This window comes from Rhizobium sp. CC1099 (assembly GCF_029714385.1).
Lineage (GTDB): Bacteria > Pseudomonadota > Alphaproteobacteria > Rhizobiales > Rhizobiaceae > Rhizobium.
Genome location: NZ_CP121642.1, coordinates 1705993 through 1730457 on the forward strand (window position 1 = coordinate 1705993; position 24465 = coordinate 1730457).

The 24465-nt window shown below is 59.5% G+C and carries 22 protein-coding genes and 6 pseudogenes; 14 read left to right on the forward strand and 14 right to left on the reverse strand.

What is annotated here, in order from left to right:
* Positions 1-65: 65 nt before the first annotated feature.
* A pseudogene (gene tnpA, locus QA644_RS29375) lies at positions 66-301 on the forward strand (IS200/IS605 family transposase); the annotation flags it as partial.
* A 28-nt stretch (positions 302-329) separates the two neighbouring features.
* On the opposite strand, the pseudogene QA644_RS29380 reads toward tnpA, so the two are convergent.
* Together QA644_RS29380 and QA644_RS29385 are read right to left on the reverse strand one after the other, a co-directional pair.
* Positions 330-578, reverse strand: a pseudogene (locus QA644_RS29380) (M24 family metallopeptidase); the annotation flags it as partial.
* Positions 574-1197, reverse strand: a complete 624-nt coding sequence (locus QA644_RS29385; protein WP_283074050.1) for an XRE family transcriptional regulator — start codon at positions 1195-1197, stop codon at positions 574-576. The pseudogene QA644_RS29380 and the gene QA644_RS29385, both read right to left, overlap by 5 nt.
* A gap of 186 nt (positions 1198-1383) precedes the next feature.
* On the opposite strand from QA644_RS29385, the gene QA644_RS29390 reads away from it, so the two are divergent.
* On the forward strand, positions 1384-2289 hold the full coding sequence (locus tag QA644_RS29390; protein WP_283074051.1) for a pyridoxal-phosphate dependent enzyme: 906 nt from the start codon (positions 1384-1386) through the stop codon (positions 2287-2289).
* A 411-nt stretch (positions 2290-2700) separates the two neighbouring features.
* Here the strand turns inward: QA644_RS29390 and QA644_RS29395 are convergent, their stop codons facing one another.
* Entirely contained in the window at positions 2701-3252 is a 552-nt protein-coding gene (locus tag QA644_RS29395; RefSeq protein WP_283072721.1) for a MarR family transcriptional regulator, read from the reverse strand.
* 174 nt (positions 3253-3426) lie between these two features.
* Between QA644_RS29395 and QA644_RS29400 the strand changes: the two genes are divergently transcribed.
* From QA644_RS29400 to ampC, 3 genes are all read left to right on the forward strand, one after another.
* Positions 3427-3762, forward strand: a complete 336-nt coding sequence (locus QA644_RS29400; protein ID WP_194730849.1) for a cupin domain-containing protein — start codon at positions 3427-3429, stop codon at positions 3760-3762.
* A gap of 24 nt (positions 3763-3786) precedes the next feature.
* On the forward strand, positions 3787-4191 hold the full coding sequence (locus QA644_RS29405) for a VOC family protein (protein ID WP_194730848.1): 405 nt from the start codon (positions 3787-3789) through the stop codon (positions 4189-4191).
* Between the two features lie 381 nt (positions 4192-4572).
* On the forward strand, positions 4573-5628 hold the full coding sequence (gene ampC / locus QA644_RS29410) for a class C beta-lactamase (RefSeq protein WP_283072723.1): 1056 nt from the start codon (positions 4573-4575) through the stop codon (positions 5626-5628).
* A 92-nt stretch (positions 5629-5720) separates the two neighbouring features.
* On the opposite strand, the gene QA644_RS29415 is transcribed toward ampC, so the two are convergent.
* The 5 genes and pseudogenes from QA644_RS29415 to QA644_RS29435 all read right to left on the reverse strand — a co-directional run bounded on the left by QA644_RS29415 (position 5721) and on the right by QA644_RS29435 (position 11634).
* Positions 5721-6848: an S-(hydroxymethyl)glutathione dehydrogenase/class III alcohol dehydrogenase gene (locus QA644_RS29415; RefSeq protein WP_283072724.1), complete on the reverse strand. Its 1128-nt coding sequence runs from the start codon at positions 6846-6848 to the stop codon at positions 5721-5723.
* A gap of 61 nt (positions 6849-6909) precedes the next feature.
* Complete coding sequence (locus tag QA644_RS29420; protein ID WP_074072299.1) at positions 6910-7605, reverse strand: dimethylsulfonioproprionate lyase family protein; 696 nt, start codon at positions 7603-7605, stop codon at positions 6910-6912.
* 93 nt (positions 7606-7698) lie between these two features.
* Positions 7699-8627, reverse strand: a pseudogene (locus QA644_RS29425) (electron transfer flavoprotein subunit alpha/FixB family protein).
* 21 nt (positions 8628-8648) lie between these two features.
* On the reverse strand, positions 8649-9398 hold the full coding sequence (locus tag QA644_RS29430) for an electron transfer flavoprotein subunit beta/FixA family protein (RefSeq protein ID WP_283072725.1): 750 nt from the start codon (positions 9396-9398) through the stop codon (positions 8649-8651).
* Positions 9399-9597: 199 nt separating this feature from the next.
* Positions 9598-11634, reverse strand: coding sequence for an NADH:flavin oxidoreductase (locus QA644_RS29435; protein WP_283072726.1), 2037 nt, complete (start codon positions 11632-11634; stop codon positions 9598-9600).
* Positions 11635-11781: 147 nt separating this feature from the next.
* Here QA644_RS29435 and QA644_RS29440 point away from each other — a divergent pair.
* From QA644_RS29440 to QA644_RS29465, 6 genes and pseudogenes are all read left to right on the forward strand, one after another.
* A pseudogene (locus tag QA644_RS29440) lies at positions 11782-12412 on the forward strand (TetR/AcrR family transcriptional regulator).
* 10 nt (positions 12413-12422) lie between these two features.
* A complete protein-coding gene (locus QA644_RS29445) occupies positions 12423-13217 on the forward strand; it encodes a pyrroline-5-carboxylate reductase dimerization domain-containing protein (RefSeq protein ID WP_283072727.1) in 795 nt (264 codons plus the stop codon).
* Positions 13218-13283: 66 nt separating this feature from the next.
* Positions 13284-14285 carry an ABC transporter substrate-binding protein gene (locus QA644_RS29450; protein ID WP_283072728.1) on the forward strand — a complete coding sequence of 334 codons (1002 nt, stop codon included), beginning with the start codon at positions 13284-13286 and terminating at the stop codon, positions 14283-14285.
* 94 nt (positions 14286-14379) lie between these two features.
* Positions 14380-15267: a proline/glycine betaine ABC transporter permease gene (locus QA644_RS29455; protein ID WP_194730840.1), complete on the forward strand. Its 888-nt coding sequence runs from the start codon at positions 14380-14382 to the stop codon at positions 15265-15267.
* The gene (locus tag QA644_RS29460) at positions 15260-16303 is read left to right on the forward strand and encodes a glycine betaine/L-proline ABC transporter ATP-binding protein (RefSeq protein WP_283072729.1); all 1044 of its coding nucleotides are present in this window, start codon (positions 15260-15262) and stop codon (positions 16301-16303) included. The genes QA644_RS29455 and QA644_RS29460 overlap by 8 nt, the downstream gene beginning before the upstream one ends.
* A gap of 108 nt (positions 16304-16411) precedes the next feature.
* Positions 16412-16576 (forward strand): hypothetical protein, encoded by a 165-nt coding sequence (locus QA644_RS29465; RefSeq protein WP_246763499.1) that lies wholly within the window; start codon positions 16412-16414, stop codon positions 16574-16576.
* 184 nt (positions 16577-16760) lie between these two features.
* On the opposite strand, the gene QA644_RS29470 is transcribed toward QA644_RS29465, so the two are convergent.
* The 3 genes from QA644_RS29470 to QA644_RS29480 all read right to left on the reverse strand — a co-directional run bounded on the left by QA644_RS29470 (position 16761) and on the right by QA644_RS29480 (position 19316).
* Positions 16761-17429 carry a DUF2161 domain-containing phosphodiesterase gene (locus tag QA644_RS29470; protein ID WP_283072730.1) on the reverse strand — a complete coding sequence of 223 codons (669 nt, stop codon included), beginning with the start codon at positions 17427-17429 and terminating at the stop codon, positions 16761-16763.
* A 67-nt stretch (positions 17430-17496) separates the two neighbouring features.
* Positions 17497-18597, reverse strand: a complete 1101-nt coding sequence (locus QA644_RS29475) for an S-adenosylmethionine:tRNA ribosyltransferase-isomerase (protein WP_283072731.1) — start codon at positions 18595-18597, stop codon at positions 17497-17499.
* Positions 18594-19316: an SDR family oxidoreductase gene (locus QA644_RS29480; RefSeq protein ID WP_194730836.1), complete on the reverse strand. Its 723-nt coding sequence runs from the start codon at positions 19314-19316 to the stop codon at positions 18594-18596. The genes QA644_RS29475 and QA644_RS29480 overlap by 4 nt, the downstream gene beginning before the upstream one ends.
* A gap of 86 nt (positions 19317-19402) precedes the next feature.
* Here QA644_RS29480 and soxR point away from each other — a divergent pair, with 86 nt between their 5' ends.
* Together soxR and QA644_RS29490 are read left to right on the forward strand one after the other, a co-directional pair.
* Positions 19403-19837, forward strand: coding sequence for a redox-sensitive transcriptional activator SoxR (soxR, locus tag QA644_RS29485; RefSeq protein WP_194730835.1), 435 nt, complete (start codon positions 19403-19405; stop codon positions 19835-19837).
* Positions 19838-20395: 558 nt separating this feature from the next.
* Positions 20396-21038 (forward strand): annotated as a pseudogene (locus QA644_RS29490) (recombinase family protein); the annotation flags it as partial.
* 15 nt (positions 21039-21053) lie between these two features.
* Here QA644_RS29490 and QA644_RS29495 read toward each other — a convergent pair.
* The 3 genes from QA644_RS29495 to QA644_RS29505 form a co-directional block, all read right to left on the reverse strand.
* Entirely contained in the window at positions 21054-21572 is a 519-nt protein-coding gene (locus QA644_RS29495) for an RES family NAD+ phosphorylase (protein WP_194730834.1), read from the reverse strand.
* Positions 21569-21958 (reverse strand): antitoxin Xre/MbcA/ParS toxin-binding domain-containing protein, encoded by a 390-nt coding sequence (locus tag QA644_RS29500; RefSeq protein WP_194730833.1) that lies wholly within the window; start codon positions 21956-21958, stop codon positions 21569-21571. Before QA644_RS29500 ends, QA644_RS29495 begins: the two co-directional genes overlap by 4 nt.
* 305 nt (positions 21959-22263) lie before the next feature.
* Positions 22264-22914 (reverse strand): GntR family transcriptional regulator, encoded by a 651-nt coding sequence (locus tag QA644_RS29505; RefSeq protein WP_194731908.1) that lies wholly within the window; start codon positions 22912-22914, stop codon positions 22264-22266.
* A 160-nt stretch (positions 22915-23074) separates the two neighbouring features.
* Between QA644_RS29505 and QA644_RS29510 the strand changes: the two are divergent.
* Positions 23075-24459 (forward strand): annotated as a pseudogene (locus QA644_RS29510) (malonyl-CoA decarboxylase); the annotation flags it as partial.
* Positions 24460-24465 lie beyond the last annotated feature (6 nt).

Consider the following 24465-nt stretch of genomic DNA (forward strand, 5'->3'; position numbering starts at 1 on the left):
TTACGATTCTATCAATTGCTCCAAGGAGCGCAACCGTGGATCGCACCGGCAGGCATGTCGTCTACATGCTCCATGGTCATTTGGTCTTTGTCACGAAATACCGCCATGACGTTCTGTCAGAACCGGCAATCCGAACCTGCGGCGCATCTTCGCCAAGCTGTGTCGCGACTTCGAGGCCGGATTGATCGAATGCGACGGCGAGGACGATCATGTTCACCTGCTGGTGCATTACCCTCCGAAGATCGCCCTGTCGAAGCTGGTCAACAGCCGCAACGGCGTATCCAGCCGACGTCTGCGCGAGAGCCGCCCGGAAATCACTCCGCAAACGCAATTCCCGGTCTTAGAACTGCGAGGTTGTGGTCGATCTGATCTCTGGCTGCGGCATAAAGCTCCCGCTGTTTTTCGTTCATGGCACGATGACCGCAGGTCCAAGAGCGGGAGCGATCGGCACAGTAGCCATAAGGGCCGATCATGTCCGTATCGAAGGAAATCATCTCCCCAGCCTTGATCTCGTAGTCGGAACACTCCTGGTACCTGAGGGAAGATGCAGGTCGCGACGTCGGAACGCCTCGATCAAGAACCCGCTTGCGTTTTGCGACCCGCGATATTCTGCGGAACGAACCGATAGTGGATCAAATCCATGACAACAGTCTCACTTTGCGTCCGATTGCGGTAGCCATGGCGGCGGTCGGCAGGAAACCTCAGCGACTGCCCGTGCTCGACCCGTCTCCACTCTTCCTCCACGAGCAATTCGATCTCCCCGCGCAGGACGGTCACATGCTCCACAACCCCGATGTCATGCGGCTCTGAGATACTCTCGAAGTCGGGCGCGAAGGTCAGTTCATAGAGTTCGAAGCCGAACCGGGTCTCATAAGGGAACAACAATGCGCGTTGCATGCCTTCCTCCGACGGGCGCACCCGGAGACGACTGGCGTCACGCAAAAGCAACACATCGCCTACTTCGCGATCTGGCTCAAGCAGGGTGGTCATCGGAACCCGCAAGCCCGTCGCGATCTTCCAAAGCGTCGCAACCGTCGGCGTGGATTCGCCACGCTCGATCTGGCCCAGCATCGCCTTGCTCACTCCAGTACGCTCTGCAGTCTTGTCGAGGCTCCATCCAAGGTCGTGCCTGATCGATTTCAGTAGATTCCCCGTGTCAACGGGACTGATGGACTTCATTTCTGACTGACCTCGCATTTGTGCGTTATAGCGCACACTTCGAACGTGCGCTATAACGCACAAATGCGCAACTGCAACAACCGCGTCGGAGGATGTCACATGCAGCCTGTCAGTGAAAGACCCGCAGCATCCCGGGAAACCCGGCAACCAGACACCAGGCTCGACCTCGGGCGCATCTTTGAGGCGAGGGAACATATCTCACGGATGTTTCGCGACACGCCCCAATTCGGCTGTCCATCTCTTGGCGATCGTCTGGGCTGCGAACTCGTCATCAAACTTGAGACCGCAAACCCGATCCGATGCTTCAAGGGACGTGGGACCGAGGTCGTAATGTCCCGCCTCGCAAGAAGCGCTGATCGGAAGGCCGCGGTCTGCGCCAGCGCCGGCAATCTCGGGCAGGCGCTCGCATATAGTGGGCGGGAACGCGGTATTGGCGTGACAGTGGTCGCCGCCACAAGCGCCAATGCCGCGAAGATCGATCACATTCGCCGGCTCGGAGCCGCCGTCGAACTTGTCGAGGGCGACATCGAGGACGCGCGAAAGCGCGCTCGCGAAATCGCGGCCAGCTGCAACGCTTTACTCGTGGAGGACAGCGAAAACCTCGACACCTGCGAAGGCGCGGGCACGATCGGGCTGGAGCTTGTCGAAGGGTTCGACCGCATCGACACGATGCTGCTTGCGCTCGGCGGCGGTGCGCTCGCCACCGGCGTTGGCCACGTTTTCAAGTGCCTGTCGCCCGCAACGGAGGTGGTGTGCATCCAGCCGAGCGGCGCGCCCGCCATGGCCCTGTCCTGGCGGGCGCGATCGGTCGTCACCACCGATCGCACCGATACCATCGCCGACGGTGTCGCCGGCCGGTTCCCAATCGCGGCGGTCCTTCAGGACCTGCTCGCCGTCGCCAATCACGTGCCGCTGGTTGAGGAGGCAAGCATCAAGGCGGGCATGCGCCTGCTCCATCGGCACTCCGGCCTCGTGGTCGAGCCATCGGCCGCCCTTGGCGTTGCCGCGATCCTGGAAGATCCCTCGCGATACCGCGGCAAGCGTGTGGTCACGGTGATCTGCGGGTCGAACGTACTGCCCGAGGCGTTTTCGGCGTGGACACAGGACTAGGGTAAAGCGCAACCGCTTCCAGTGGAGGATCGCGATGACGATCGGGTTGAGCGCCGATGTCCGGACCGACAGGTGTCCGTTACGCGCAATCACCACATCTTGCATTCATCGGCGGCTGCCATCGTCCGATCGGCCAAATCGCTCGAACGCAAGCCTCTCCTTTTCGCTGAAGCTCTTGTCGTCAGGTGTATTCGTCCTTGAGGAACGTCAGACCCTCGCCTACCTGGGCAGGTGTGAGCGACGAGGTGCTGTCTGAGGTCGACGGGTCGCGAAGAACGCGGACGTCATCAGGAAGCAGAGGAGGCGATGAGATTTCTCCCGGCTTACATCTGAATCGCCTTCATATCGCACCTGGTCAGCGACGGCGCTCAATGCTGAGAGTGAGTTTCTTATGCTGGCGCGACATCGAGATCACGAGGTTGCTTTATCGCTCGGGCCTGCCTCTATACTCATGACAAGCTTGCGCAGCAGGGCGGCCAGAGCCGCGCGCTCTTCGACATCCAAACCTTCCAGGAACAAGAGTTCACTGGCCATATCCGCGCGAAACGCCTTTTCGGCTAGCGCGATGCCCGTTGCGGTCAGGCAAACGACAACACTTCGCCCGTCGTGGGCCGATTTCTCGCGCACAATCAGACCAGCCTTTTCCAGCCGATCAAGGCGGTGCGTCAGTCCGCCGGAAGACAGCATAAGCGTCGTATACATTGCCGTCGGCGTCAGCTGGTAGGGTGGTCCAGATCTGCGCAGGGTCGCGATGACGTCGAACTCGCCGCGATCGAGACCGAACTTGGCAAAGGTCTCCTCGATGGAGGGCGCCACCAGATTTGTTAGCCGTTTCGCGCGTCCCAAAATCGCCATCGGCTCGGTGTCGAGGTCCGGCAATTCGCAGGCCCATTGCGCGCGGAGCCGGTCGGCATGGTCTTCGACAGCGCCCTCCTTTGAGCCGCGGTTGTTGTCTGGCGCCACCCGCATGATCCTCGTTTGCTTCGTCGTGCCCCACATTTGCGTGGTGCTGTTCCATACACCATGGCGCCTCAGTCGCAAAGATATCTTTGTGAGAAGATATTTATCTTGACGAGAAGATAGTTTCCAAATATGTCTTCTTGTGAAGATAACTGCGAACGGTTGGAGGAGATCAGGATGTTTTCGGTTTATCGCTATCAGCATCCCGAGCCCGGCACGAGCCGTACTGTCCGCTTCGAAGGTCGTCACTTCGGCAGCGAGGTATCGGTTTTTATCGTGGACGCGGATCCGGGCCGCGGCCCGGCGCTGCATGTTCATCCCTATGCCGAGACCTGGGTGGTTCGAAAGGGGGAGGCCGAGTTCACGGTTGGCAATGATAAGACGCGCGGCTCTGCCGGCGACATCATTGTTGGCCCGGCCAACGTTCCTCATCGTTTCGAAAATGTCGGCACCGGCCGGCTGGAGATCGTCTGCATCCATCCGAGCCAGACGTTCGAGCAGACCTTTGTTTAAGCCATCTCTGAGAGGAGCAAGATAATGACTAAAATGATCTTTCTGAACCTGCCGGTGAAGGATCTGGCAACCGCGACGGCTTTCTACGAGGCCATCGGCTGCGTCAAGAACGAGCAGTTCTCCAATGAAAATGCGAGCTCGATGGTGTGGTCAGAAACGATCACGTTCCAGCTTCTGCAACATGGTTATTATCAGACGTTCACAGCAAAGCCGATCGCTGACGCGCACGCGACGAGCGGTATGCTGATCGCTCTGTCTCGCGACAGCCGCGAGGAGGTCGATGCCATGGTGGAGGCCGCCGCCAGATCAGGCGGCCAGGCGGATGTCCGCGAGCCGCAGGATTTGGGATTCATGTACCTGCGCAGCTTTGCTGATCCGGACGGACACGTTTTCGAACCGGCTTACATGGATATGGGCAGCGCCAGTTGAAATCGGAGGGTTACCTGAGCTTCAACAGCCATCGGCAGACCTAGATTTTCTTATGCCTAAGGCGAGATTTTGTCGTTTGCTCAAGGCGCGGACGACGGCCTATACAGTGTCGCGCCTGCGGGCGGCCGCGTGTGCCTTGGCAGTACTGCGTGTGACCGCAGCTGCAGGCCCGTCACACCGCGCAGGCCCGCTTCCGGGAGTGCGGGCGGCCCCATTGAAGCGAGGATACCAGGAGCTATGAGGACAATATCCAGCAGGACATATGCGGTTTGCGCCGGTGCCTGTTTTTCCCTTTTCGGCGCCTTTCTTGCCTGCCGTGCAGAGGCAGACGTTATTGAAGGCAGGATCAGGCCCGTGGTCGACCGGACCGTCAAGGCGTTGATGACCGAAAACGGCGTAGCCGGCATGGCGGTGGGCATCTCTGTTGATGGCCGCCGGTTTATTTTCAACTATGGTCTCGCCGACAAGGAAAAGGCAACCCCCGTCACCGCTGACACGCTGTTCGAGATCGGCTCCGTCAGCAAAACCTTTACCGCCACGCTCGGCGCCTATGCTGAGGCCAAAGGAGCGCTCGCCTTCTCCGATGCTGCGAGCGAGCATATGCGGGAGCTGGCAGGCAGCGCCTTCGATCATATCACCGTGCTCGAACTGGGTACCTATACGGCGGGAGGTCTGCCGCTGCAGTTTCCCGACGAGGTCGTCAACAATAGCACGCTCACGCGTTATTTCCGCGGATGGCGCCCTGGCTATGAACCCGGCACGTATCGCGTTTACTCCAATCCCAGCATTGGTCTGTTCGGAACCCTCGCAGCTGCGAGCCTCAGAAAGCCCTTCCCTGAGCTCATGGAGGGCACCCTCTTTCCTGCACTTGGTCTCACCAACAGCTATATCCGCGTCCCAGAGGCGGAAATGGGAGATTACGCCTTCGGCTACAACAAGCAAAACAATCCCGTGCGAGTGAGCCCGGGAGCGCTCGATGCACAGGCCTACGGGGTCAAGACGACTGCGGCCGACCTGTTGCGCTTCGTCGAGGCGAATATAGATCCCTCTGGGCTTGAACCTTCGCTGCAGAAAGCGATTGGCGCAACCCAGACCGGCTACTATCGGATAGGCGATACGTTCCAGTCCCTGGGGTGGGAGCTCTATGCCTGGCCGGCAGCACTGGATATACTCCTCGCTGGCAACTCATCCGACATGGCGATGAAGCCTCACGCGGTGGCCCCGCTCGTGCCGCCACAAAAGCCAGCCCAGGACGTGTTTTTCAATAAGACGGGTTCCACCGGTGGCTTTGGAGCCTATGCCGCGTTCGTGCCAACGCGCCGGATCGGCGTAGTACTGCTTGCCAACCGTAACTATCCCATCCCTGAGCGGGTTAAGGCCGCCTACTCGATCCTCGGGATGCTCGAAGCCGTATCGCAGGACGAGAGGCATCGGTGAGTTGACCGATGCCTCGCGAAGAGAAAGGAGTGGCGGGCGGCCGGCTGCCTCGAACCGAGTGCCGGTGTTCAGGCGCCGCCCCGTCGGCAGGATCAGTAGACAACCACGCCGCGGATGCTTTGACCGGAATGCATGAGTTCGAAGCCCTTGTTGATGTCTTCGAGCGGCATCGTATGGGTGATCATCGGATCGATCTCAATTTTGCCTTCCATGTACCAGTCGACGATCTTCGGCACGTCGGTGCGGCCACGCGCGCCGCCAAAGGCGGTGCCCATCCAGCTGCGGCCGGTGACCAGCTGGAACGGGCGGGTGGAGATTTCCTGGCCGGCACCGGCAACCCCGATGACGACCGACTTGCCCCAGCCGCGATGGCTGGCTTCCAGCGCCTGGCGCATCACCTTGGTGTTGCCGGTGCAGTCGAAGGTGTAGTCGGCACCGCCGATCTGGTCGGCGCCGCGCTTCGTCATGTTGACGAGATAGGGCACGATGTCGTCGCCGACCTCCTTCGGATTGACGAAATGCGTCATGCCAAACTTTTCGCCCCACACCTTGCGGTCATTGTTGATGTCGACACCGATGATCATGTCGGCGCCGGCAAGCTTCAGGCCCTGGATGACGTTGAGGCCGATGCCGCCGAGGCCGAAGACGATCGCCGTTGCGCCGATCTCCACCTTGGCGGTGTTGATGACGGCGCCGATGCCGGTGGTGACGCCGCAGCCGATGTAGCAGATCTTGTCGAAGGGGGCGTCCGCATTGACCTTGGCAACGGCGATCTCGGGCAGCACCGTGTAATTGGCAAAGGTCGAGCAGCCCATGTAGTGATGGATCTTGTCCTTGCCGATCGAAAAGCGCGACGTGCCGTCCGGCATCAGGCCCTGGCCCTGGGTGGCGCGGATCGCCGTGCAGAGATTGGTCTTGCGCGACAGGCAGGACGGACATTCACGGCATTCCGGCGTATAGAGCGGAATGACGTGGTCGCCCTTCTTGACCGAAGTGACGCCCGGTCCGACATCGACGACGATGCCGGCACCCTCATGGCCGAGGATTGCCGGAAACAGGCCCTCCGGATCGGCGCCAGACAGCGTGAAATCGTCCGTGTGGCAGATGCCGGTCGCCTTGACCTCGACCAGAACCTCGCCGGCCCGCGGGCCTTCCAGCTGCACGGTCATGACTTCCAGCGGTTTTCCAGCCTGAACGGCAACGGCGGCGCGAACATCCATGGGTTTGCTTCCTTCCTGATTTCGTTTCGCAATTCACATATTCGGTAAATCATCGCGTCGATCAAAGAGACGTGTCTTCGACGTGGCACCAGACTGCCAATAAGGGCTCAGCAGTGCATCGCATCGCGAACTTCTTGCCAGCTTCATTGAAGAAGACGGTCCCTGCAGTGGCACGGAACCAATTGCTGTCGTCGAGGCAAACTTCGCCACCGGACAGAAGCAAGAATACACGTGAATGGAATTGCACGTGATCTGGAAAACGGCTGTAAGGGGCCATCAAGGTCAGTCCGAGGCGCACGTCACTGCGTTCCTCAAGGCCGTGAGGTCCGACGACGATCGCATGAGCGTGAGATTGCTCGAACCTGAGGCTTGCAAATGGGCCGGTCCGGCCGCTTCGCCAGGACAGTTGCTCGTTCAATTCCGCCAAGCCTGTTGCGCCGCCAGCAAACCGGGGCAGAGAGGCATGCAGATTAGAGAGAGCGCGGTCAAAATGCTCAGGTTTCAACGGTGTGGCGGTATCGATGCGTCTGGCCACACCCCGTTTTTCGAGCCTCTGGTATATTTTGCCCGCAATGTAACTTGCCATGACAGGAGCCTGGGACGACAAGAGGGCGTCGCCAATTGCGTTGAGAACCTCCTGCAAAGCTCGGGGACGAAAACCTCCGCCAAGCACGGAGACCTGTCGTCGTATTGGCGCGCTGTCGTCATTGAGTAGCAGGTCCGCGCTCCGCTTGAGTGGTGTCGAGACTTGCGACATGTTTTTCTCCGCCGTGGATGAAACCGGACTGCGACTGAGGCAGCACGTTCATGGATTAGATCGGCGCGCCTGTTAACACGGAAATAACAGCGATCAAATTGAACTCTGCAGTTCCGGCAGGGCCTCGAAGAGATCGGCGACGAGGCCGTAGTCTGCGACCTGGAAGATCGGGGCCTCCTCGTCCTTGTTGATGGCGACGATGACCTTCGAGTCCTTCATGCCGGCAAGGTGCTGGATGGCACCGGAAATGCCGCAGGCGATGTAGAGTTCCGGGGCGACGACCTTGCCGGTCTGGCCGACCTGCCAGTCGTTCGGCGCATAGCCGGCATCGACGGCCGCACGGCTTGCACCGACGGCGGCTCCCAGCTTGTCGGCGAGCGGCAGGATGACTTGCCTGAACTTCTCGGCCGAGCCGAGTGCGCGGCCGCCGGAGATGATAATCTTTGCCGACGTCAGCTCCGGGCGGTCGGAAGCCGACAGCGCGTCCTTGACGAAGGTCGAAAGACCCGGATCGGAAACGGCCGGGATTGCCTCGACCGGAGCCGAACCGCTGGTCTCGGCAACAGCGAAGGAGGCGGTGCGCACGGTGATGACTTGTCTGGCGTCGGTTGCCTGCACCGTCTGGATGGCGTTGCCGGCATAGATCGGCCGCTGAAGGTGTCGGGCGCGACGACTTCGATGATTTCCGACACCTGCGCGACGTCGAGAAGGGCTGCAACGCGCGGAGCGACGTTCTTGCCGGTCGAGGTCGCAGCCGCAATGATCGTGTCGTAGCTGCCGGCGAGCGAAACGATCAGGTCGGCCAGCGGCTCGGCCAGATTGTTGGCAAGCGTGTCGCTTTCGGCCAGCAGCACCTTGGAAACGCCGGAAAGCTTGGCAGCGGCATCGGCGGCAGCCTTGGCACCCTTGCCGGCAACCAGCACGGTGACATCGCCGCCGATCTGGCGAGCAGCGGTCAGCGCCTTGGCGGTCTGGTCGGAAAGGCTTGCATTGTCGTGGTCAGCCAGAAGCAGAATGGCCATGGTCGTATTTCCTTTCTCGCCTTAGAGGACGCCGGCTTCGTTCTTGAGTTTCTCGACGAGCTCGGCGACCGACTTGACCTTGACGCCCGCCTTGCGGCCACTTGGCTCTTCGGTCTTCAGCACCTTCAGGCGCGGAGCGGTGGAAACGCCGAAGTCGGAAGGCGCTTGTCTGTCGAGCGGCTTCTTCTTCGCCTTCATGATGTTCGGCAGCGAGGCATAGCGTGGTTCGTTCAAGCGCAGGTCGGTGGTGACGACGGCCGGCAGCTTGATGTCGATCGTCTGCAGGCCACCATCGACTTCGCGGGTGACGGTCGCTTTACCTTCGGCAATCTCGATCTTCGAGGCGAAGGTTGCCTGGGCAGAGCCCAAGAGCGCGGCGAGCATCTGGCCGGTCTGATTGCTGTCGTCGTCGATCGCCTGCTTGCCGACGATGATCAGGCCCGGCTGTTCGGCGTCTGCCACGCCCTTGAGGATCTTGGCAACGGCAAGCGGCTCGAGCGTCTCGTCGGTCTCGACCAGGATGGCGCGATCGGCACCCATGGCAAGCGCCGTCCTCAGCGTCTCTTCGGCTTTGGCCGGACCGATCGACACGACGACCACTTCCGCAGCCTTGCCGGCTTCCTTCAGCCGCAGCGCCTCTTCCACCGAGATCTCGTCGAACGGGTTCATCGACATCTTGACGTTGGCAAGCTCGACGCCCGTGCCATCCGGCTTGACGCGGATCTTCACATTGTAATCAACCACCCGCTTCACGGGGACGAGAATTTTCATGGGGTCCTTCCTTTTTCACGTCATCTCCGGCCGCTTGAGCGCGGAGAATATTTGAAGAATTGAGCCGTGCGAGCATGGCGCATGGGTGACTGATCAGATGCTGCAAACGCCGTATCCACAAACCATCCAGGCTTCGACTGCCCCTGCCCGACGTCACTGCGTGAAGGTTGGCTGTCCGACATGTCGGACCGCCTTTTCGTCAGATATCCTTGGCGATCCGCAACCCATCGTAGATGGCAGCATGGGTGTTGCGAGCGGCCACAGCATCACCGATCCGGAAGAGCTGGAATTTCCCTTCAGGATTGCGCACGACAGTCTGGGGTTCGCCGGCGACCAATTGCTGCTGCGAAATTTCGCCGAGATTGGTGGAAAAGGGTTTCAGCTCGAAATAGAGTTCATCGAGCGGGATTGTCCCATGGTTGATGATGACCTGGTCGACCGTGCGCTGCTTCGCAACACCGCCGTAATCGCTGCCGACATGGGCAATGAGCTGATTGCCGTTCTTTTCGACCGCTTCAAGCCTGAAGGTCACGGTGAAGGTGACGTCGAGGTTCTGCAGCGAACGCATATAGGGCACGAGGTTCATCGCCATGACTTCCGGGGCGAAGGAACGGTCAGGTGTCATGATTTCCACCTTGGCGCCCGCCGTGGCAATGAACTCGGCAGCCTGCAGCCCTGCGTGGTCGCCCGCGTCATCGAAGATAAGAACGTTCGTTCCTGGTTTCACGTCACCTGAAATGATGTCCCAGGCCGAGACGACCAGTTCATTACCCGTGGAGAGGACGTCTGTATGCGGTATGCCACCGGTGGCAATGATCACCACGTCGGGCCTTTCCGCCTCCACCGTGTCGGCTTCCGCCCAGGTGTTGAAACGGAAGACCACACCGTACTTCTCGCACTGGTTCATCCGCCAGTCGATGATGCTGATCATTTCCCTGCGGCGCTCGCTTTGGGCCGTCAAGCGGATTTGGCCGCCGGGATCGTTGGCCGCCTCGAATACGACGACGTCATGGCCGCGCTCGGCTGCAACCCTTGCGGCTTCAAGCCCCCCGGGGCCTGCGCCGACAACGACAACTTTCTTACGAACGTCCGCCTTTTTGACCACATGCGGCATCGTCAGCTCGCGGCCGGTCGCGGCATTGTGGATGCAATAGGCCGCCCCACCCTGGTAAATGCGGTCCAAACAGTAGTTAGCGCCGACGCAGGGACGGATGTCCTCTTCGCGCTTCTCCATGATTTTGCGAACGATGTGCGGGTCCGTCATATGAGCGCGGGTCATACCGATCATATCGACCTTGCCCGACGCAATCGCATGGCGGGCAGTTGCAACATCCGGGATTTTGGCCGCGTGGAAGGTGGGGAAATCCGTCGCGGCGCGAATCTCACCCGCAAAATCGAGATGCGGGGAGTTCGCCATACCCTGGATCGGGATGACATCTGTAAGGCCGGCGTCGGTGTCGATATGACCGCGGATCACATTCAAGTAGTCAACAAGGCCGCTTTCTTTGAGGCGCTTGGAAATTTCGAGGCCGTCAGCCTTGCCGGTGCCGCCGGGAAGACATTCATCAGCGGTGTAGCGTATTCCCAGAATGAAGTCCTCTCCGACCCGTTTCCGGATCGCCTTCAGAACATCCAGACAGAAACGCATGCGATTGTCGAGCGAACCACCGTAAGGACCTTCGAGTTCGTTTGTCAGCGGGGACGCGAACTGGTCAAGCAGGTGTCCATAGGCCTCCAGTTCGACGCCATCCATGCCCCCGGCCTTCATGCGTTCTGCAGCGTCGGCAAAGTCCTTTATGATGCGCTCGATGTCCCAATCTTCGATCTTCTTGGGGAAAGCCCGGTGTGAGGCCTCGCGCTGATGCGACGGTGCGACAACGGGAAGCCAGTCGCCCTTGTCCCAGCGCGTGCGACGGCCGAGGTGCGTGAGCTGGATCATGATCGCCGCCCCTTCCTCATGGACCGCATCGGTCATTGCCTTCAGCCACGGCACGATCTCGTCCTTGTAGGCGAGCAGGTTGTTGAAGACGGGCGGGCTGTCTTTCGAAACAGCCGCAGAGCCGGCCGTCATCGTCATGGCGACACCGCCCTTTGCCCTTTCAACGGTGTAGGCGAGATACCGCTCCTTGGGCATACCATCGTCAGGGTATGCCGGCTCGTGCGACGTTACGATGATGCGGTTGCGAAGCTTCAGGTGCTTGAGCTGATAAGGCTGAAGGAGAGGATCGTTCGACATCTGTCGGGCTCCGGACTAGGACAGTTGTGCTAGACGCTATGCGGAAATGTACATACGTGTCAACAGACAAAACACTAAAGTCGCTTTTGTCGACATAGGTGTACATTTTTCTTGTGTCGGGTTTCGTTTTTTGTTAGGAGGTCAATCATGGAGCAGGCTTTGAACGATACCGGTTGGCGCGGATCGCAGGAGGGATGGCTGGAAGCGGCCTACGAATCTCTGCTGGAGTCGGGCGTTGATTCAGTGAAAATTCTCCCCTTGGCCAAGAAACTCAACCTTTCTCGGACGAGCTTCTATTGGTTCTTCAAGGATCGCGAAGAATTCGCTTGCCGGCCTGATTGCGCGCTGGCGAGAGAAAAACACAGGAAACATAATAAAGCAGAGCGAAGCCTACGCGGAATCACTTGCCGAGGCCATGCTTAACGTTTTTGATTGCTGGCTCGATCAGAACTTGTTTGACTCCAAGTTCGAATTTGCAGTGCGCAGTTGGGCGCTGCAATCGGAAGAGATTCTTTTCGAGGTCCAAAAGGCAGATCAAGTTCGGCTTGAGGCTCTCAAGCGAATGTTCGTGCGCTTTGGATACGAGGAAACACCAGCCGACGTCCGAGCCCGGACGACCTATCTCGTTCAGATCGGCTACATCTCGATGCAGTCCCGCGAAGAGATCGCGGTGCGAATGAAGCGTATTCCCGAATATATCGCGATCTACACCGGCCAAATACCCCAGCAAAGAGAGCTTGACCGCTTCTTTGCCAGGCATGGCCATAAACCGAAATGAGAAGAAGCGGATGCAGGACTCAATAAGGATCGGCGTGATCGGTGGCGGAGGGTGGCTTGGGAAAGCCCTTGCCAGCGCGATACTCAACAAGGGCGTTGTTGAGCACGAAGGACTGACACTCTCCTATCGGCATGAGAGGCCCGCGTCTTTTCCGAACGTTCACTGCACGCAAGACAACCAGGAGCTTGCGGATCGATCGGACGTGATCATCGTTTCTGTCCGTCCGGCCGATTGGCCGTCTCTGTCGGTCGACGCCCACGGCAAACTCGTCATCTCTGTCATGGCGGGCATCCGCCTGGACCAGCTTGCGGCACATCATAAAACGGGCCGCGTTGTCCGCGCCCTACCCAACGCCGCGGCTGAAGTTGGCAGATCCTATACGCCCTGGATTGCATCAGGCGACATGGACGAGGCCGATCGAAGCATCGCACGTCGTATCTTTCGTGCTTTTGGCGTCGAAGACGAAGTGAATGGCGAAAGCGATATTGACTATTTGACCGGCTTGTCCGGGTCGGGGCCCGCGTTTCCGGCGCTGTTCGCCGCCGCGATGATGAAAGATGCCGTCGACCACGGCCTTCCTACAGATATCGCACGGCGCGCCGTGAACACCGTGCTGATAGGGGCCGGGGCCCTGCTTGAGCATCAAGATGACTGTCCGAACAACGTCGTCAATTCGTTTCTCGATTATCGGGGTACGACCGCAGCGGCGATCGAGGCGATGCGCGCTTTTGGCCTGGAAGCCACCGTTTCGGAAGGACTTTCGGCAGCATTCAAAAAATCGGTGAGTATGGGAGACGCCTCCTGACGACCGCATGAGCGGGCTAACGCAGCGCCCCGCTTCAAAAAGCGCCGCTCAACAAAGGGAACGATAATGAACAAACTCCTTGCATCAACATGCCTGATGTTCGGCCTTCTCGGCGGAACATCGCTTGTCAGCGCCGCAGAATGTGGAAGCGTGACGATCGCCAGCATGAACTGGCAAAGCGCAGAGGTTCTTTCAAACCTCGACAAGATTATTCTGAATGAAGGCTATGGATGTAGTGCCGACATCACCGTTGGTGACACGGTTCCGACCATCACTTCGATGGCGGAGAAGGGCCAGCCGGATATCGCGCCCGAAGCTTGGATCGACCTTCTGCCGGATGTCGTGAAGAAAGGAACGGAAGAAGGTCAGATCATTCAAGTGGGCTCCCCTCTTCCCGATGGCGGCGTTCAAGGCTGGTGGATTCCCAAGTATCTTGCCGAGGCTCATCCCGACCTCAAGACGATCCCCGACATGCTGAAACACCCCGAACTTGTCCCCGATGCGGAGGATAAGAAGAAGGGCGCGATTTTCAACGGCCCCCAGGGTTGGGGAGGAACGATCGTCACTTCGCAGCTCTACAAGGCTTTCGACGCTGACAAGGCGGGCTTCACCCTTGTTGACACTGGTTCGGCTGCCGGCCTCGATGGGGCGATTGCAAAAGCCTATGAGCGCCAGCAGGGCTTTGCGACATATTACTGGGCTCCCACTGCGCTTCTGGGCAAGTATGAGATGGTAAAGCTGGATGCCGGTGTGCCCCATGATGCGGCCGAGTGGAAGCGCTGCAACACCGTGGCCGATTGCCCTGATCCGAAGCCGAACGCCTGGCCTGTCGACAAGGTCGTAACCCTGGTGGCGAAACCATTCTCGGAAAAGGTCGGTCCTGAGGTCATGAGCTATCTCGAAAAGCGCTCCTGGAGCAACGACACGGTCGGCAAGCTGATGGCCTGGATGACTGAAAATCAAGCGTCCGGCGAAGATGGTGCGAAACACTTCCTGAAAGAAAACAAGGGCCTCTGGACCAAGTGGGTCTCGCCTGAAGCAGCAGAGAAAATCGAAGCTTCTCTGTAAATCCTTTGTGCGGTGCGTATCCATGCGCACCGCACACGTAAACGCCGAAAATAAGAAGAATTTGGCCGGCTCTTTTTAAGAAAAGGGGAACCGCATGGAATGGTTTTACAAATTCCCGCACATGGATGATGACGCTCTTCGCAATCTCAAGAAGGCGATAGACGACGGATTTAGATCGTTCACCCGCGCTTACGGTGAAGGTATCGAAACCATGTTCTCGCCGCTGCAGCACTTCCTGATGGCCGCAGAGCGTTTCATGACGCAGACGCCATGGCCGATTATTACGCTGATGATTTTAGCCATCGCGTGGGCCGGCAGCCGAAGCGTCAAGGTGGTCTTGGGCTGTCTTCTGACATTGCTGGCAATCGGCTACCTCGACATGTGGGACGACACCATGCGGACCATCTCGATGATCCTCGTCTGCACCATCTTGTCCATCGCGATCGGAATTCCGATTGGAATCCTCATGTCGCGGTCGGACCGGGTCCAGAGAGTGATCAATCCACTCCTTGACGTGATGCAGACGATGCCCAGCTTCGTATACCTGATACCTGTGGTCATGCTGCTTGGCATCGGACGCGTGCCAGGACTTATCGCAGTCGTTATCTATGCGATACCTCCGATGATCCGATTGACCAACCTTGGCATCCGCCTCGTTGACAAGGATGTCCTGGAGGCGGCCGATGCTTTTGGCTCCTCAAGCTGGCAAAAGCTGAGAAATGTTCAACTCCCTCTGGCGCTCCCGACGATCATGGCCGGAATCAACCAGACGATCATGATGGCGCTTGCCATGGTGGTTATCGCCTCGATGATCGGGGTGCAGGGCCTAGGTCAGCCTGTTCTCAAGGCCATCGCCAATCAGTATTTTACATTGGGGATCTTCAATGGACTCGCCATCGTGGGCATCGCAATCATCTTCGACCGGGTCAGCCAGGCATACGGACACCGCCTGCAGAAGCACCGGGAGGTGGTCCATGGTTGATAAAAAACGCTTCGAAGGGATAAAAATACGCAACCTTTACAAGATCTTCGGGCCTAACGGCGCTGCCTATGTCGACGCCGTCCGGAACGGTCTGAGCAAAGCCGAACTGAACGAAAAGCACGGGCACGTGCTTGGTCTGAAAGATATCAACATCGAGATGCCGGCTGGTTGCATTCAGGTGATCATGGGCCTGTCGGGCTCCGGGAAATCCACGCTGATCAGGCATATCAACCGTTTGATCGATCCGACCGCAGGCGAGGTCCTGGTGAAGGGTGTCGACGTAGTCAAGATGAACCCCGCAGAACTGCAGGAGTTTCGTCGCCACCAGACGGCAATGGTGTTTCAGAAATTTGCGCTGCTTCCGCATCGCAACGTGCTTGAAAACGCGATCTACGGATTGGAAGTCCAAGGTGTCCCTCGCGCCAAAGGCGTCGAGACCGCCATGCAATGGATCGAGCGCGTCGGACTGAAGGGATTCGAACAGAAATATCCCAATCAGCTTTCAGGTGGCATGCAGCAACGCGTTGGCCTTGCCCGCGCGCTCGCCAACGACGCGCCGGTCCTGCTGATGGACGAAGCTTACTCGGCACTCGATCCGCTGATCAGGATGGACATGCAGACCGTCCTGCTGGACCTGCAAAAGGAGATCAAAAAGACGATCGTATTCATCACTCACGATCTCGATGAGGCCCTCCGCCTGGGTGACCAGATAGCCATTCTGCGGGACGGCGAGGTCATTCAGCAAGGCACCAGCCAGGACATCGTCCTTAGACCGGCCGACGAATACATCGCCAACTTCGTGAAGGAGGTCAATCGGGGACGGGTCATCCACGTGGATGCGGTTATGACGCCGGCCGAACCCGGACACCGGCTGAACGGCACGAACATAGCATCGGGAACGACAATCGAAGATGCAATGAGGATATTGACCGATCGACGCGCGGATGAGGACGCCGCCGTGACGGATTCGACGGGAGCGGCCATCGGCACCCTTAACCTTCGACAACTGGCCTTGGCGATCGTCACTCCTCATTGAACTGGCCGCGCCGGACGGCGCGGCCCCAAATAGCGCAGATTGAAGGCCTTGAACAAAGACGCCTACCTCGGAACGGACCATCATCTTCGTCGCGAATTGCACGACGAGTTGCATGCTCGACCTTCGCTCTACTTCGATAGCGATACCAACGTTTGGTACGTCGCGATCGCTGGCGGAAAGCCGCCTTCTCCGACGGCCATCGAATCCATGAACGATCTGACGCGAAGTCCTGACGGCAGGCGTGGCATCAGAAAAACAGCACCGGTCGTCTGAAATGTGAAATCACGCTGAATTCGTAACCTTGACCTACGCAGAGAGCGTGTACCGCCTCTGGACGATATGGATCAGGTGACGCCACGGATGTGGACGCGGGAGAATTCGTCGCCGGCTTCATTCACGATCTCAGCCATCAGCATCGTAATATTGATTTATAGAACTGGCGGCCACAGCGGCATGGCTACTGCGCCGCCTGCATCTCCCACTGCGGCCATCGCTTCAGTGCTTCCCGTCCGTCATCCGTCAAGCCGTAGACGCCTCTGTCGAGCCGCTCAAACCACCCGTAGACATTGGAAAGCAGGATCTTCCCGGCCTCCGGTACACCACGCCTGATATCCCGCACACGCAGGGGGCCGGATGCCAATGCGGCTGCGCAGCCGAGCGCCTGCTGGCGATATGCCGTCATGACCGGCGTGCGCGTGCTGCCGCCGAGGGCTGGATCGCCGCGCCGTTCCTGATGCTCGCGCATCAGTCTTGAACGTCGCTTCGGATTGGTCCGCGGCATCGATGATACTGAGCCGACGATGATGCTGACGTCGCCGGCATCTGAAATGCCGAGCATGCCGATGCCGAGCCTGCGGCAGAGATCGCGAAAGCGCTTATCTGCCTCGCGGCCTTTGCCCTTGCGCGAAACTCGGGCCGCGATCCAGACCTCGTCCGAAACGGCGGCCCGGTCGACGGCCTGCAGGATGAGCTCGAGATTGAAGCTCATCTTTAGTTCGCAGACCACGACAACAGGCGGATCGTCATCGCTCACGCCCACGAGATCGCAGCCGCCGACTTCACCCTTGACGACGTATCCTGCCTTTTCCAGAAAGCCTTTGACCGGCTGATAAAGCGAAGTTTCCATTGGCCTGCGGATCAAAACGGAGAATCGTTCGATAAGCTACATCGATTTGCCAGCGCGGACACCACATCTAATGCCAGCGCTCCGATTGGTTAGGCAAAGGACTATGCACCTCGACGAGCTCCGCTGATCGCATCGATAAAAGCAGCGGCGAGCAGTTCAGCAGCACAGAATCGCCGAATTCATGCGCGCGGTAGCCGCACGCGGTGAGCGCTGCGGAGGCCTTGGCGAGCAAGTTATCATCGGCGAAGGCGCGCAGGAGCTCGAAGTGGCTTTCGCCGGGCTGGTGGACGCCCGTGAGAATCGCATCGACCACGCGAAGCGCAGTGTCCCGCGCTATGCGCCCTGTCGCAATGCCATTTCCGGCACGCACGCTGCCATCGGGATTAACGGTTGCCTCGAGCGCGCGCACGACGCTCGTGCCGATCGCGATGATGCGGCTGCCGCGGAGCTTTGCCCGCGCGACCTGCGCTGCGGTGCGCTCAGAGATGCAATATGGCTCATCGAAGGGAAGGCGCGAGTCGAGCGCCGGATCGCCGGTGGAAGAAACGCCCGCGGCATGCGTGAGTGTTGCGAAGCCAACGTCGCGCCGGCGCCAGGCGTTGAGCGTGCGCCAGTCGAGCGCGAAGCCTGCCGACGGCGCCTCGAACGCGAACGGCCGGGCGGCAATCTTCGTCCAAACATCCCACAATGCCAACGGCTCAGGAACATTCGCGTATTGGATTGGCCGGCCGTGCTGCGCCATTCCTGCAAGCACCGCTGCGCGGTTGCCTGAAAAGCACAGCTCGAGTAGTCGAGGATGGTCGAGAAGACGCTCGACGACCCCTTCAAGTGGGCCGAGCCGGAGGCGGTGGCCTGCTGCCAGCGTCGGCGGAGGCAACCGGTCTTCCGTGCGCGTGCGGTGATCGCCCGAGCCGAAGGCAATCGCCACGAAGCGGGTGGGACCGGGAAGTGATAGCCAGCCTGCCAGGCGGATCTCGATCGCCTCGCCCGTTGGGACATGCGTGCCGTGCAAGCTAGCAGGCAAGGTTGCGGCGTCATTGGCGACGACCAGATCGCCGGGATTGAAAAGCGTCGCGAGCCCGACGCGCGGCAAATCCCGCATCGTGCCGTCCGCCTCGACGACGAGCAGCCTGGCGGAGTGCCGATCGGGGCGGTCGGCGGCGATCATGCATGTTCTCCGGCGTGAAGCCCAGCCCAGACCGGCAACGCGTCGAGCATCTTTTCAATGATCTCGGCAGCGGCCAGTTCGGGACGCTTCAATGCCGATGGATCGGCGTCAGGAACCGCCAGCGCGTGTAGCGTGGTGTCCATATCGCCGGGGTCGAGCGCGAGGATCCTTATACCATCGTCTTTCGCCTCCTCGTCCCAGATCGCCGTCAAATGGGCAAGAGCGGCCTTGCTCGCACCATACGCGCCCCAGCCGGGATAGGCAGTCACCGCCGCGTCGCTGGAGATGTTGACCACCACCGCGCCGCGGCCCTCGCGAGCGGACGCGGCAAGCGCGCCGAACAGGGCTTTCGTCAGCCGGAACGCGCCGAGGAGGTTGACTGCAAGCGCTGCTTCCAGCTCCTCACACTCTGTATCGGCCAGAAGCGCCAGAGGGACAGGACCGAGGTTCGACGCATTGTTGATCAGGACGTCGACTCCGCCAAGGATGGCGTTGACCTGCATGGCCATCGGGTAAATGTCGTCCTTCTTGCCGATATCGGCGACAATGCCGTGCGCGCCAGTCTCGTCTGCTATGCGTTCGACATTCGCTGCGGTGCGGGCGACGAAGGCGACGCGCGCACCCCTTTCGGCAAGCTGCCGCACAAGCGCCAGTCCGAGGCCAGACGTGCCGCCGGTGACGGCCACACGCAGTCCCTGAAGATCGATATTCGTCTGCATAGCCGGTGCTCCTTCAATCCGCAAAGGTATTTGCTACAAGTTCAAGTTAGCTTGAAGTCAAGCGAGAATCGTGCTCTCGTTTATGCATGGATTCGATGCTGACCATCACAGAAGTGTCGCGTCGTAGCGGCGTCGCCTCGTCAGCCCTGCGTTTTTACGAGGAGCGTGGGCTGATAGCGTCCGAGCGGGCCGGGTCGGGGCATAGGCGCTATCACCGGTCCGTGTTGCGCCGGATCGCCTTCGTCATTTTCGCGCAGCGCATTGGGTTGACGCTTGAGGAGATCGGCGCCGAGCTCGCCAAGTTGCCAGCCGAACGCGTGCCCTCGCGTCGGGATTGGTCGCGATTGTCGGGGGAGTGGGCAAAGCGCATCGACCAGCGCATAGCCGAGTTGCAGCGCCTGCGGACCGGGCTTACCGAGTGCATCGGCTGTGGCTGCCTGTCGATCGACCGCTGTAGCCTGGCCAACCCTGCTGATGTAGCAGGACGCAAGGGGCCGGGGCCGAGGTATTGGACAGGATGAACTGCTCTCCGGCAGGAGGATGACGATCTCAGCGCCTTCGACCGCTCTTATATTGCGCGTCGCCCTGACCAAGCATGGTGGCAGGCATTGTTTCGGCTCCCCTCCGCGATTCAGCACAAAAAGGTTGACCCCGCCGATATCCGGCGACGGTCTGGAAGTACTGCAGAAACAGAAAAAACAGCGGGGTCGCGATCGGCGCACCGGTCGCGGCCCCGCTTTAGGTCGAGGGTTTAGGGAGATTGCACGTCGCATCCAGGTATCGACTCGGTCCTGATTCACAGCGAGGCATCCAACGGCTTCAGCGGTCGTGGGCATCATTCCGTCACGAGCCCAATGCGCTGTTTACGTGCAACGAGTCGAACCTCCGGGCGTTCGTCGGGGAAATTCATGACGTCGAGGAGCAGCGCAGTGTCGATAGGCTTTAGCCAAACCTTGTAGATTGCGGCCGGCGCAGGCAACTCCTCATCATCATTCCCCACCTAGCAAACGGTATGGCTAGGAACGTCACCAGCTTTCTTTCAAATAGCTCAAATATTCCAGAGCAGCAGTCGAAAGGCGATCGATACTTCCACACCGCAGGGCATGTTTTCCTTGCAAGTGCTCGGCGCTGTCGCCCAGCTCGAGCGCGCCCTTATTGCGGAGCGCACGAAGGCCGATATGAAGGCCGCCAAGGCAGGCTGGCCGACTTGCCGGCAACCCCGGCCCTCGCGAACGTCGCCCGGAGGCAATCCGTGCCGTTTCAGCGGCTCGCGAACGAGCCTACCTGAACGAACTGATCTCGTCGGCGCAGACATGACTGCCCACCGTACGGCCGCAGCACAGTTGGGACAATGTCATGCGAATCCTCAATAGCCGAGGTCACGACTGGACGGCCGAACGACTTCACCGGGCGATCCATCGGATGGTACGCGAAAAGCTTGTGGAACCAGAACTGCTTGCCCGGTCGCCGCGGCGGCCCCCTGAGGCTCATCTGATGAAACTGGTCGCCGGGATCGCAATTGCCGATCCTGATCTTTCGTTGCGCGACATTGCAGCTCAGTTGGACCAGATGCGTGGGCCGCCGGCGCGTGGGGGCCGTAAATGGCAACCGTCCTCCGTCAGGGCCCTCCTGGACGAGGCCCGTCTGCCTGAAGCTTGTCAGCCCGTGGCTTCAACGAAGGAGCCCTTCGATAGTGAAATTCGATTGGACCCACCACCCTAAGAGCATCCCGTCGCCTCAGCGCCAGGACAGCTGGTCTTTCGGCATCCGACCGCTTGGATCGACCACCGTTACCTTGTGCGGAAGCGCCGCGCCCCAGTCCCAGAGCACGAGATTCTTGTCATCGCCCTCGGCCCCGGGTGCGAAGCTCGGAACAAGAATACCTGAAACGCCTTGAGGTCGCAGGCGATCGTAAATCGCCCACGACGCCGGCCGATCTCCAATACTAAGAGCCGTAGCCCATGCGCAGGCCATATCCACCAATGCGACGGAAAATCCTCCCCTTCCCTCTTCTACCGTCAGATCCACGATATGGTCGCAATCGACCTCGTAGGAGCAGAGCACACACGGATCGATCCGATGAGCAAAGCCTTGATTGGCCTCCTTCACTGCCGTCATGATGCTCAGGCCCAGATAGAGCGCTGGCACACCCTTGGGATTGAAACGCGCACCCCTGATCGCCGCTCCATCACCGGAGACCGGCTTGAAGGCCCAACGAGGATCATGCGCCCGATAGCAGGTTCCGACGAACCTCAAGCAAAACCGCCGAGGGCCATATGATCGAGGTATTCGCGAACGGCAGCTGCCTTGCCGTCTTTCACGAGCGATTCGGCGGTGCGCCCGCCGAATGCCGGAAGCGGCTGGGCCCGATACCAGGCCATGGCCTGCTCTTTACCGCCCGCCCAATCTGTAACGCGGCTGATGATCTCGAGCATTTCACGCAGGCGACCTTGCGTTTTGGCCGTGCCGCTGCGCTCCACCCGATACAGCGTCTCTCGTGCAAGCCCTGCGGTTTCTGCGAGCTGGGTCTTGGACATGCCGAACCCGTCCACGAGCCGATCGACTACGATCCTGCCAGACCTATCCATATACGATAGAACCAGCGGCCCATTCTGCCTTGCAATCTTCATGGCCTCAGCCATCGCTATCACCTCGCCACATCTGATGCCTTATATTTCGTACAGAATATATGACCTCTCCGTGCGCAATGCAATCTCCAAAACCATTGCCGGCAGAGCATCTGCTTCTGAAAGCATGCTTGAAGGATTATCTCCATCTGAGTGCAAAGATGAATTCGATCACTAGCGCCAAATCCGACACTAGGACGCCCGACCCATGCCAGGCGAAATGGCCGACGAACCTGCGCTCATATCCTTTTCAGGTTACGCTGGGATTCCAGAACGCACAGAAATGCCGGTGGCGCCAGCTTGCTACCTTCGACCTGCGCTCACCTTGTCGTCATGCTGGCGACCAGATCGCTGAACCTCTCGCCTTGTATTCCGACATGTACCCGCAACAGGCGGCGAGCCTCCTCGCCGTTTCCGGCGAAAATTGCATCGACAATGGTGCAATGTTCGGAAAAGGACGTCGACAGGCGGTTACGCACACGCAGCTGAAGTCGCCGATAAGGGCGCAAGCGCCGATGCAGTTGCAGGCACTGCTCCTCAAGGAACTCGCTGCGGCTTGCTGCGTAGATGGCCTTATGGAATTCCTCGTTGTCGTAATAATAGGCATCGCTGTCGCCGGCCCCGGCTGACAGCTCACAGCGCCTGTGGGCAGCCGTGATTGCCGCGCGAGATTCGTCGTCCAGCCGGCGGGCGGCGAGCGATCCGGCCAGGCCTTCGAGCTCCGCCATGACCTCAAACATCTCGAAAATTCTGTGCGGCGCCGGATCGATGACGATAGCCCCCCGGCGCGGGCGAATTTCGATAAGCCCAATCGCATTGAGTTGCATCAGCGCCTCGCGGACGGGTGTCCGCGATACACCGAACCGGGTGGCGAGCACCATCTCGTCCAACCGTTCGCCGGGCGCGAACTCATTGGAAAGAATAGCATTTTCAATCTCGTCTCGAAGCCACCTGCCAACATTTTCAGACATGCGTTCCACCTTCATAATACTCAAATCAGTTTCTTGTATACACAATCATTGACATTGTACGCGATATGCGCCAATTTAAATACTATACCGCGAAGCCTTAGAAATGAGAACGGTGGCGACGGGGACGCCTTTATCGCCGCGAAGCAGGGAGGAGAATGGCATGCCTGGAACCTCATTTTTCAGCGACATGCTGCAAAACATCACGGATCGCGGACGCAAGCTTTTGTTTGCGGATTCGCGTACGCCGGCGGATGCGACAAAAGTCGATTTCGAAACCCTCTGTGAAATGCTGATGTCGAGCCGCGGCGAGGCGTCCGGGATGGCCATCGCTGCCGAGATCCTCGATCGGTGGAGCAAACTCGAAGCAGACGGCGTGCAACAGTTTCTGAAAATGCTCTATGACAGGTTCGGGCCAGACACGGCCAAACTCGATCAGGCGATCGAAACGTATCGTGCTCAAAAGAACTCCGCGACGATCACGGCGCTCCATCAGGCAGCTGAACCACGGCGCCAGGAACTCCTGCGCCGATTGAACCAAGCGCCCAATGGTACGGCCAAGCTGGTCCAGATGCGTCAGCAACTTCTCGCTTTAGCCGCGCAAGCGGACGAATATCGCGCCATCGACACTGACTTTGCCCACCTCTTCGGCTCCTGGTTCAATCGCGGCTTTCTCACACTTCGGCCAATCGACTGGTCGACGCCGGCTCACATTCTCGAAAAGATCATCAAATACGAAGCCGTGCACGAGATCGCCAGTTGGGAGGAGTTGCGCCGCCGCCTGGCGCCAGCCGACCGTCGCTGCTTTGCCTTTTTCCATCCTCGCCTCGCAGACGAACCGCTTGTCTTCGTCGAGGTGGCACTCACGCGGTCGGTACCAAACACCATCGCGGACGTGCTCGACGAAGGCAGAGAGCAGATCAACGCCGACGAGGCGACGACGGCTGTCTTCTATTCGATCTCCAATTGCCAGGACGGCCTCCGCGGAATCTCCTTCGGCAACTTTCTGATCAAGCAGGTCGTCGAGGACCTGCGGCGAGACCTGCCCGGATTGAAGAATTTTGTGACGCTCTCACCCGTTCCAGGCTTTGCCCGCTGGCTTGCCAAAGCGCGTGCCTCGGCAGCCAGCCCGGTGCCGTCGGATGCCGATCGCAAAACCCTGGCGCTACTTGACGACCCGAGATGGGCAGACGACAGGGCCAAGGCGGTTGAGGTGGAGCGCGTGTTGCTGCCGCTTGCGGCGCGGTATTTTTTGATCGAACGCACGCCGCAGGGTCGCCCGCTTGATCCTGTCGCCCGTTTCCATCTGGGCAACGGGGCGCGACTGGAAAGATTGAATTTTCTGGCCGACCACTCGGCCAGGGCGATGACGCAGGCGCACGGCCTGATGGTCAACTATCTCTACAAGCTCGACGACATTGTAGCCAACCACGAGGCCCTTGCGCAGCGTGGCGAAGTTGCAGCCTCACCGGCTGTCAAAAATCTCCTCGGCCGCAACGGGGACGCCACAAAAGTCGTCAGGCTTCGCGGACTTTCGCGCGAGTCGTAAAACAG